Source organism: Mycobacterium sp. (genome assembly GCF_052143115.1).
Classification (GTDB): Bacteria; Actinomycetota; Actinomycetes; order Mycobacteriales; family Mycobacteriaceae; genus Mycobacterium.
On the sequence record NZ_JBKQTQ010000275.1, the window covers coordinates 1 to 9,093 of the forward strand.

Genomic DNA, 9,093 nt, shown 5'->3' on the forward strand with positions numbered 1-9,093 from the left:
CGCCATGTTGCTGATCGCTGCGCTCAATATGCGGGAGCGCGGCCGCACCGGTTCCATCGAGGGCGCGTACACGGCTGTGCGCGACACCGTGAGCCCGACGATCGCGGTGTTCTTCGCGGTCGGATTACTGGTTTCGGGTTTGGCGTCGGCGTCGGTGGGCGCCTACGCCGGCGCGATGATCATGCAGGGGTTGCTGCACCGGTCGGTTCCGATGCTGGTGCGTCGGCTGGTCACGCTGGCGCCCGCGCTACTGATTCTGGCCCTGGGTTTCAACCCGACCCGAACGTTGGTGCTGTCGCAGGTCGTGCTCTCGTTCGGTATTCCGTTCGCGCTGCTTCCGCTGGTTCGGTTGACCAGCAATCAGGCGCTCATGGGAATCGACGCCGATCACCGCATCACGACCGCCATTGGGTGGGTGATCGGCGTGATGATCAGTCTGCTCAACGCAGTGCTGATCTACCTCACCGTGAGCGGGTCGGCATAGCGCGATTGGCCTTGGCCTTCGGCGTTATCGGCCGGCGCAGCTCGAGGAGTTCGTCCAACAGGGCATCCATCTGACTGATCGACGGCAGAGCCCCACCACGTTTGCGGTAAGCACTACGAACGCTGACCAGCAATCGCAATTCCCGTTCGATCGTGTCCCGGTCTCGCGTGCTGTCGCCTACCGAAGCGTCCATTGAGTAATCCTTGCACCGAAACGCCGACACCAACAGCGAGACGCGCCGGAATTAACCTTGCGGTCATTACCCGATCAGATCACCGTGTCGGTGTCGCCGCCCAAGAGTTGTTGGGGGACTTGGCCGAACACGTAGCGTCCCCCGTCACGGTCAAGAGTAAACGTCCAGATGACGTCGAATCGGTCACCGGGCCACACGGCGGGAATGGCGCCGCTGGACAGCACCGCTTCGGCAAAGGCGGCGTCTTGGCCAAGAGGGTCAGGCGACTGGATGGACAGGCCAAGCAGCTGGCTGAGACCCGAGAGGGTCTCGTCAGGAGCGGTGAGCTCTCGTCACAGCCGCGTCCTTGTAGCCGGTTGCATACAACGCCGTCGGCGTGCGTAACCCCACCTTCGGCCCGACCGCGTGGCTGAACAGCCCCGCTAACATCGAAGTCGTGATGCCGGCGGGCCGTCATACCTACTTTGCGTACGGGTCGAACCTGTGCGTGCGGCAGATGGCGCAACGTTGCCCCGACGCCACCAATCCCCGGCGGGCGGTGCTGGCCGACCACGACTGGCTGATCAATCAGCGCGGCGTGGCCACCGTCGAGCCGTTCAACGGCACTCATGTGCACGGGGTCGTCTGGCAGCTCTCGGATCACGACCTGGCGACCTTGGACAGCGCCGAGGGCGTGCCGCTGCGCTACCGGCGCGACCAGCTGACCGTGCACACCGACGACGGTCCGTCGAAAGCCTGGGTCTATATCGACCACCGGGTGAATCCGGGTGCGCCGCGACCGGGTTACCTCGAACGCATCATCGACGGGGCATTGCATCACAGGTTGCCGCAGCGCTGGATCGACTTCCTGCGCCGATGGGACCCCGCTCGTTGGCCTCGGCCACGGTCGTGGCCCACAACGCCTGCGCCACAGTCGCTTTCCGAGTTGCTGTCCGAGGCCGGGGTGGTCGAGGTCATCGGGCTGCGGTCGCGTTTCGGCTTTCTCGCCATTCACGGTGGCGGCCTGGAGGAGATGACCGACGTGATCGCCGAACGGGCCGCCGACGCGGCCGACGCGTCGGTGTATCTGCTGCGACACCCCGACCGCTATCCCCATCACTTGTCGTCGGCTCGCTTCCGCCCCGACGAATCGGCCCGACTCGCGGAGTTCCTCGACCACGTCGAGATCGCGATCTCGCTGCACGGATACGGGCGGATCGGCCGCGGCACGCAGCTGTTGGCCGGAGGCAGCAACCGCGCGTTGGCGGCTCACGTGGCCGGCCACCTCGACCTGCCCGGCTATCAGGTCGTCACCGACATCGACCGGATCCCACTCGAGCTACGCGGGCTGCATCCGCGTAACCCGGTCAACCTGACCCGCGACGGCGGAACCCAGCTGGAATTGCCGACGCGGGTCAGGGGCATCAGCCCACGCAGTCCGCTGCCCGGCGACGACGGGTTGTCGCCGGTGACTTCTGCTCTGGTGCAAGGCCTTGCGGCTGCCGCCACGTCCTGGAAATTGCATTCCGAATAACAACAAGATCGGAGTTCATTGATGGCTCGTGGCTTTCGTTTCTCGATCGGCATCCACACCGCCAAGTCAAGCGCCGCACTGCGGGACAAGGCGCAACGTCTGGAAGGTCTCGGATTCGACGCCCTGCATCTGCCCGATCACCTCGGCGCGCCGGCACCGTTTCCGGTGCTGACCGCGATCGCGGCGGCCACCTCCGCCGTGCGGCTGGGGACCTACGTGCTCAACGCGGGCTTCTACAAGCCGGCCTTGTTGGCTCGTGACGCGGCCGCTGTCAACGACCTGAGCGACGGCCGCCTTGAACTCGGCCTCGGCGCCGGCTACGTGCGGGAGGAATTCGAGGCTGCCGAGCTGCCGTACCCGAGCGCCGGGCAACGCGTCGACTACCTCGAGCACGTCACCTTGTACATGAAGGAACACCACCCCAGCATCCCGATCCTGATCGCCGGCAACGGAAATCGATTGCTGACGATTGCCGCCCAGCACGCCGACATCATCGGCCTGACCGGTGCCAACGACCGCGGGGTCGGCGACCCGCTCGCCGAGCGCGTCGAGTTCGTCCGCGCCGCCGCCGGTGACCGATTTGCGGGTCTCGAGCTCAACCTCGCCATCACGGCGGTGCCTTCAGACAACTCCGGGAAACCCGATCTAGCGATGACCCGAAGGTATGCGCCCTCTCTGTCCGACGAGCAATTGCTGGCGCTACCCGCCGTGCTGAGCGGATCGCCCCGCGACATCGCCGACACCTTGCGCGGCTACCGGGAGACCTACGGGTTGACGGCCGTCACCGTGCAGGAACACCATGCCGAGACCTTCGCCAAGGTGATCGCAGAATTCCGCTAACCGCTGGACGCTGCACTAGGCTGCTGGCATGGTCAGCACGACGCCATCGCAGCTGGAGTCGGGTGGGCAGTCGTTCCGGTTCGACCGGGCCGAATTGGCCGGGGCGGTAGGCGATCTCGGGGTACTGGTACCGATCGCGGTGGCACTGATCGTGAAGAACGGCCTGACGCCGACGGCGGTGCTGTTGCCGGCCGGACTCTTGTACGTGGTGGCCGGACTGGTGTACCGGCTTCCGGTGCCGGTGCAGCCGTTGAAGGCATTCGGAGCGATCGCGATCGCACACGGTTTCGGCGCCGACGACATCGCCGCGGGTGCCCTGCTGATGGGCGTCATCTTCGTGGCGCTTGGGGTATCGGGCCTGTTGGATCAGGTCGCGAAAGTGTTCCCGCAACCGATCATTCGCGGGATTCAGCTCTCGGTAGGACTGCTGTTTTGTCAGTTGGCGTGGAAGCTGGTGTCCGCCACGCCGAAAGCCTTCACCGACCATCGGCACTCGGTCTGGTGGCTGGCGGGCGCCACCGCGCTGGTCATCGCCGCGGCGCTGCTGCTGCGACGCCGCCAGATCACCCTGGTCTTCATCGCGATTGCCGTGGTGGCGATGGTGCTGACGTTCCACGGCTCATTCACCTTCGGCCCGTCGGCGGTGCACTTCCCGCACCTGAGCTGGACCGCGTTCTCCGCCGCGGCAGTCGCCCTGGTGCTGCCCCAGTTGCCGTTGTCGTTCGCCAACTCGTGTTTGGCCACCGCGGACACGGCCCGCGCCTACTTCGGCGATGCGGCCCAGCGGGTGCGGCCAGGACGGCTGGCGATCACTCTCGGTTTGGCCAACCTTTTCGCCGGCGCGATCAGCGGGATGCCGGTGTGTCATGGCGCCGGGGGGATGACAGCACATCGTAGCTTCGGTGCCCGCAGCGGCGGGGCACCGATCATGTTGGGCAGCGTGCTGATCGCGCTTGCGCTCGCGACCGGAGCGACTCTGACCGCTGCGCTGGCCGGGTTCCCGGTGCCGATCCTGGCGGGCCTGCTGACCGTCGCCGGCTTGCTGCACATCACCCTGCTGAAAGATCTGCGAGGACCCTGGCACTGGGCGCTGGCGCTTGCGGTCGGCATCACTGGTTTTCTCAGTAACCTCGCCATCGCGCTGCTTGGGGCACTTCTGATTTGGTTTATCGGGGGTGGTCTTTACCGGCGATTTGGTCCAGCGCGTGGTCCAGCACGTCGGCGAGCACCCCAAGACCGTCGCGCACCCCGCCCGGCGAACCCGGCAGATTGACCACCAGGGTCCGCCCGGCCACCCCGCAGACGCCGCGGGAAAGCACCGAGGTTGGCACCCTCGGTAAACCGGAACGCCGGATAGCGTCGGCGAGCCCGGGAATCTCGTAGTCGAGCACTGCCGTGGTCTGGGCGGGGGTGTCGTCGCTCGGGGAAATGCCGGTGCCACCGGAGGTGATCACCACGTCGACACCATCGGCGATGGCGCCGCGTAGCGCCCGACCCACCGGTCCCCCGTCACCGACGAGCAGCGGCTCCGCCGACGAGAATCCATGCTGCGCAAGCCATTCAGCGATGATCGGCCCGCATCGATCCTGATAGACCCCGGCCGACGCGCGGGTCGAGACGATGATGATGCGCGCGGATCGGCCCGCCATCACCGCACCCAGGTTCCGTGCCGGCCGCCATCCTTCCGCATCACCCGAATGTCGTCGATGCGCGCAGCCGGGTCCACCGCTTTGATCATGTCGTAAAGCGTCAGGGCCGCCACGCTCACCGCGGTCAGCGCCTCCATCTCTACCCCAGTGCGATCGGTGCTGTTCACTGTCGCGGTGATGTCGACGTCCGTCTCACCGACGGTGAAATCGACGTCGACGCCGGTCAGCGCCAACTGATGACATAGCGGAATCAGGTCGCTGGTGCGCTTGGCGGCCAGAATGCCGGCAACTCGCGCGGTGGCCAGGGCATCGCCCTTGGCCAGTCCGCCCGCCGCGATCAGCTCGACCACCTGCGCGGAGGTCCGCAGCGAGCCTGCGGCAACCGCGGTGCGTTTGGAGGCGGCTTTCCCGGTGACGTCGACCATGTGAGCCGCGCCCTGATCGTCGATGTGCGAGAGCGGATCCGCATCAGCCACGCGTCCCATTCTGACAGGTCCCGCGCTAGCTGAGATCCCAGATCTGCACCTGCGAGCCGACCGCTAGCTCGGTGACCTCTGCCGGAATGTCCAGCAGGCAGTTCGCCGACGCCAGCCACCGCATATGGTGTGACCCCGGCGGGCCGTGGCTCACGGCGGTGCCGGCGGAGGCATCGAAAATCCCGCGGCGAAACTGGCGCTTACCGGCCGATGAGGTCAACGTCTCGGTCAGCACGGCGGATCGGCGTGGCCGTTCCGGAGCCGGCAGCCCCATGGCTGAGCGCAGCGCCGGACGGATGAACACCTCGAAGCACACCAGTGCACTGACCGGATTACCGGGCAGGGTGACGATGGGCGTGCCCGCCACCCAGCCGGTGCCCTGCGGCATCCCCGGCTGCATCGCCACCTTGACGAACTCCACCCCCTGATCACCGGCTCGGCCGAATGCATCCTTGACCACCTCGTAGGCGCCCGCGCTAACACCGCCGCTGGTGATGATCAGATCCGACTCGGCGGCATATCGGTCCAGCACCGCAGTGAACTGAGCGACGTCATCACTGACTGTCGCGACGGCGACCACCTCGGCGCAAGTCTCGCGGAGGGCGGCGGCCAGCATGAGCGAGTTGGACTCGTAAATCTGCCCCGGCCGCAGCGGCGTACCCGGTGACACGAGCTCCGATCCGGTGGAAATCACCAGCACCCGCTGAGGCGGGATCACCGGCAGCTGGCGCAGTCCCAGTGCCGCGGCCAGGCCAACCACCGCCGGTGTAACCACCTGGCCGGCCCGCAACACCGTGGTCCCTGCGGCGACGTCCTCGCCGGCGCGGCGGATGTAGCGTCCCTCGGCGCTGGATACGTCGATCCTCACGACATCAGTCCGCCCATCGGTGGCCTCGACGGGCACTACCGCCGTCGCCCCGGCCGGGATCGGCGCGCCGGTCATGATGCGATGCGCCGTCCCCGGCTCGAGCGTGGGGATGTCGATGCGACCGGCCGGAATATCCTCGGTCACAGGCAGATTCACCGGATGATCGGTCGTCGCCGAGGCCACCTCGTCGGCACGCACCGCGTAACCATCCATTGCGGAGTTGTCGAAAACCGGCAGCGACACCGTCGCCGTCACATCGTCGGACAGCACCCGGCCCTCGGCGTCGGCCAGTTCGGCGGTGACGGCGGGCCGGGCAGCAATCAGCCCGGCAACAACGCGTTGATGCTCCTCGACCGACCGCATCACGTCAGACCGGAGACCTCCCTGGAATACAGGCGAAGAATATAGTTGGTGTTCGTGGGACGTCCGTCCTGGGATCAACTATGACGCTGGTAGTGCGTGCCGCACTGACGGATCAACCGATTCTGCTCGCCGAACATCAGGAACTGGTGAGCCATCAGGCGGCGGGAGCCGTTGTGGGGTTCGTCGGCATGATCCGCGACCACGACAACGGACGCCACGTGGTGAAGCTGGAATACTCCGCGCATCCGTCGGCCGCCGATGTCATCGCCGAAGTGGTGGCCGACGTCGCCGCGCAGTCCGCTGGGACGCGGGCCATTGCGGCCAGCCACCGGATCGGCGTCCTTCATATCGGCGAAGCGGCGTTGGTCGCCGCAGTCGCCGCCGACCATCGCCAGGCGGCATTTGCCACCTGCGCGGAGCTGGTCGACGCCATCAAGGAGCGATTGCCGGTGTGGAAACGCCAAATCTTCGCCGACGGAACCGACGAGTGGGTGGGCTCGGCCTAAGTTCGGACGCCGCTGTCTATCCTCCGGCGAACGGCGGCAGCACGTCGATCGTGTTGCCCGCCTGCAGCAGTTGAGCTTGGTCCCGAACCGCCACACCGTCGCAAAGAAAAGAGCACCGGACCAGCACGCGGGCGAGTTCCTGGCTGCGGCCCCCCAAACCGTCGACAAGCTCGGCAACCGTGGCGCCGGAACGTACGGTCAGCTGCTCGGAATCGGACCCTGCCGCGGCGCGGGCGGCCGCGAAATACCGCACGGTGATCCCGACCGCGCTGGCTGCCTGATCGGTCACCTCAGCCGCCAATGGCACTCATCGGCCGCGCCGGCTGGACGAAGTTCGGGTCGTTGATGCCGTGACCAGCTGGTTTGCCCCACATCGCGGTCCGGCACGCCGCCTCGATCGCGGTGTCGTCGGCGCCGGTGCGCAGCAGCCCCCGCAGGTCGGTCTCCTCGTTGGCGAACAGGCAACTGCGGAGCTGCCCGTCGGCGGTCAACCGGACGCGGTTGCAGGTCGAACAGAAGGGTTGCGAGACCGAGGCGATGATCCCGACCTTCCCGGTGCGTCCGGTCGCGGGATCGGTGATCCTCCACGACTCGGCTGTCGCCGAACCCCGCGGCGCCCGATCGGGTTCCAGCGTGAACGAATGACGTCGCAGCTGCGCCAGCACTCGGTCTGCGGTCACCGCAGCCTCGCGACGCCATTGGTGTCCGGCATCCAGCGGCATCCGCTCGATGATCCGCAACTGGTAGTCGTGGCCGAGGCAGAACCGCACCAGCGACACCGCATCCTCGAGGCCGGTGACCGGGTCCAGCACGGCATTCACCTTCACCGGTTGCAGACCCGCGGCATGCGCAGCGGCCAGACCGGCCAGCACATCGGCCAGCCGGTCACGGCGGGTGATCGCCGCGAAGTGCCGCTGATCCACGCTGTCCAGCGACACGTTCACCCGGTCCAGGCCGGCCCGCGCCAACGCCTCCGCACGCTCTGCCAACAGAACTCCGTTGGTGGTCAGCGCGAGCTCCGGCCGCGGCCGCAGCGCGGCGGTAGCGGCGATAATGTCGTCAAGGTGCTTGGCCAGCAACGGTTCGTCACCGGTGAACCGCACCTTGGTTATGCCCAGTCGGGCCACGGCTATTCGCACCAGCCTGATGATTTCGTCGGGGTGCAGCAGCTGCGCGGCGGTCGACCACGGCAGCCCGTCGGCGGGCATGCAGTAGGTGCATCGCAGATTGCAGCGGTCGGTCAAGGACACCCGCAAATCGGTCGCGTGCCGCCCGTAGCTGTCCACCAACGTGCCGGTGGACGGGGGTTGTGCTGCCCGGCCAACGAGGCGACGCGGCACTCGCGGGAGGCCGAGCGTCGTGATCGTCATGGCACCGTCCGAATCTGGTCGCGAGCAACGGTTTCATTATCCATCGGCCCGGCGAACCCGGAATCGCGCATGCGACTGCCAGGGATCCGCTGCCCTGGCCGTGTACTGCCCAGCGGCGTTGCGCCCGAATTCCTATATGGTGGGTTGAATTCGGACTCTCAATCCAGGGCGGTAACTGTCGATGCGCTACAACTCGCCGCCGAACTGGCCGAAGCCCCCCGAGGGTTGGGTGCCCCAACCCGGTTGGTCGCCGGATCCGTCATGGCCTCCGCCTCCGCCGGGTTGGCGGGTCTGGGTCGAAGAAGACGATGCACCGAGTTCGCAGGGAGCGAAGTCGGCGCTAAGTCGCCTCGACCGCACCGGCGACGACGTCGAGTACTTCGGCGATGACCGCGCATGGTCGGAGGATTCCGGACAGGCGCCGGCGGAGCTGAACCCCGCGGTATCGGCGTTACCACCGCGGCCTACCGAGGTCGCGCCCGAGGACCTTTCGGTACACCATCTCGGGCATTACGCCACCATCAGGTGGGACGAGCAGAAGTACATTATCGGCAAGATCGTCGCCGTATCCGGGGATTCGGCGGCGGTCAGCGTGCAGCTCGACGGAGTCGACACGCCCGTTTCCTTTCTGCGAGACCAGGCGGACGGCGAACCTGCCAAACCCACTCTCTACGTGTGGATTTGAGGCGGCGCTCGCCGGGAAAGGGCACCATAACGCCACCCAAAGCCGCGATGCGCCCAAGAACGGCTAGTTTAGTCAGGGATTCAAAGATGTCTTAAGCCCTCGTAGCTCAGGGGATAGAGCACGGCTCTCCTAAAGCCGGTGTCGCA

Annotated in this window: 13 protein-coding genes; 6 read left to right on the top strand and 7 right to left on the bottom strand. The window is 66.7% G+C overall.

The features are described from left to right. Positions 1–484, top strand: a 484-nt coding sequence (locus ACLQI9_RS26870; RefSeq protein WP_442392415.1) for an Nramp family divalent metal transporter, incomplete at its 5' end; no start/stop codon positions are given. Here ACLQI9_RS26870 and ACLQI9_RS26875 read toward each other — a convergent pair. After that, complete coding sequence (locus tag ACLQI9_RS26875; RefSeq protein ID WP_442382503.1) at positions 462–677, bottom strand: hypothetical protein; 216 nt, start codon at positions 675–677, stop codon at positions 462–464. The two genes, ACLQI9_RS26870 and ACLQI9_RS26875, sit on opposite strands and share 23 nt — an antisense overlap. 74 nt (positions 678–751) lie before the next feature. After that, entirely contained in the window at positions 752–901 is a 150-nt protein-coding gene (locus ACLQI9_RS26880) for a hypothetical protein (RefSeq protein WP_442382502.1), read from the bottom strand. A gap of 215 nt (positions 902–1,116) precedes the next feature. On the opposite strand from ACLQI9_RS26880, the gene ACLQI9_RS26885 reads away from it, so the two are divergent. From ACLQI9_RS26885 to ACLQI9_RS26895, 3 genes are read left to right on the top strand one after another with little or no spacing between them, the layout of a single operon-like run. Next, positions 1,117–2,190 (top strand): poly-gamma-glutamate hydrolase family protein, encoded by a 1,074-nt coding sequence (locus tag ACLQI9_RS26885; protein ID WP_442382505.1) that lies wholly within the window; start codon positions 1,117–1,119, stop codon positions 2,188–2,190. Between the two features lie 21 nt (positions 2,191–2,211). Beyond that, the gene (locus ACLQI9_RS26890; protein ID WP_442382501.1) at positions 2,212–3,030 is read left to right on the top strand and encodes an LLM class F420-dependent oxidoreductase; all 819 of its coding nucleotides are present in this window, start codon (positions 2,212–2,214) and stop codon (positions 3,028–3,030) included. 28 nt (positions 3,031–3,058) lie between these two features. Continuing rightward, the gene (locus tag ACLQI9_RS26895; RefSeq protein ID WP_442382500.1) at positions 3,059–4,303 is read left to right on the top strand and encodes a putative sulfate/molybdate transporter; all 1,245 of its coding nucleotides are present in this window, start codon (positions 3,059–3,061) and stop codon (positions 4,301–4,303) included. On the opposite strand, the gene ACLQI9_RS26900 is transcribed toward ACLQI9_RS26895, so the two are convergent. Genes ACLQI9_RS26900 through moeA form a run of 3 tightly spaced genes read right to left on the bottom strand, consistent with a single transcriptional unit; the run spans position 4,197 to position 6,386 of the window. Further along, positions 4,197–4,679, bottom strand: coding sequence for a MogA/MoaB family molybdenum cofactor biosynthesis protein (locus tag ACLQI9_RS26900; RefSeq protein WP_442382499.1), 483 nt, complete (start codon positions 4,677–4,679; stop codon positions 4,197–4,199). The genes ACLQI9_RS26895 and ACLQI9_RS26900 overlap by 107 nt on opposite strands. Beyond that, positions 4,679–5,164 (bottom strand): cyclic pyranopterin monophosphate synthase MoaC, encoded by a 486-nt coding sequence (gene moaC / locus ACLQI9_RS26905; protein WP_442392416.1) that lies wholly within the window; start codon positions 5,162–5,164, stop codon positions 4,679–4,681. The genes ACLQI9_RS26900 and moaC overlap by 1 nt, the downstream gene beginning before the upstream one ends. 16 nt (positions 5,165–5,180) lie before the next feature. Beyond that, positions 5,181–6,386, bottom strand: coding sequence for a molybdopterin molybdotransferase MoeA (gene moeA, locus ACLQI9_RS26910; RefSeq protein ID WP_442382498.1), 1,206 nt, complete (start codon positions 6,384–6,386; stop codon positions 5,181–5,183). Positions 6,387–6,466: 80 nt separating this feature from the next. On the opposite strand from moeA, the gene ACLQI9_RS26915 reads away from it, so the two are divergent. Next, positions 6,467–6,892, top strand: a complete 426-nt coding sequence (locus ACLQI9_RS26915) for a molybdenum cofactor biosynthesis protein MoaE (protein ID WP_442382497.1) — start codon at positions 6,467–6,469, stop codon at positions 6,890–6,892. Between the two features lie 16 nt (positions 6,893–6,908). Here the strand turns inward: ACLQI9_RS26915 and ACLQI9_RS26920 are convergent, their stop codons facing one another. Beyond that, complete coding sequence (locus ACLQI9_RS26920; protein ID WP_442382496.1) at positions 6,909–7,181, bottom strand: MoaD/ThiS family protein; 273 nt, start codon at positions 7,179–7,181, stop codon at positions 6,909–6,911. 1 nt (position 7,182) lies between these two features. Further along, a complete protein-coding gene (gene moaA, locus ACLQI9_RS26925; RefSeq protein ID WP_442382495.1) occupies positions 7,183–8,262 on the bottom strand; it encodes a GTP 3',8-cyclase MoaA in 1,080 nt (359 codons plus the stop codon). 181 nt (positions 8,263–8,443) lie between these two features. Between moaA and ACLQI9_RS26930 the strand changes: the two genes are divergently transcribed. Continuing rightward, positions 8,444–8,947 carry a hypothetical protein gene (locus tag ACLQI9_RS26930; protein WP_442392417.1) on the top strand — a complete coding sequence of 168 codons (504 nt, stop codon included), beginning with the start codon at positions 8,444–8,446 and terminating at the stop codon, positions 8,945–8,947. Positions 8,948–9,093 lie beyond the last annotated feature (146 nt).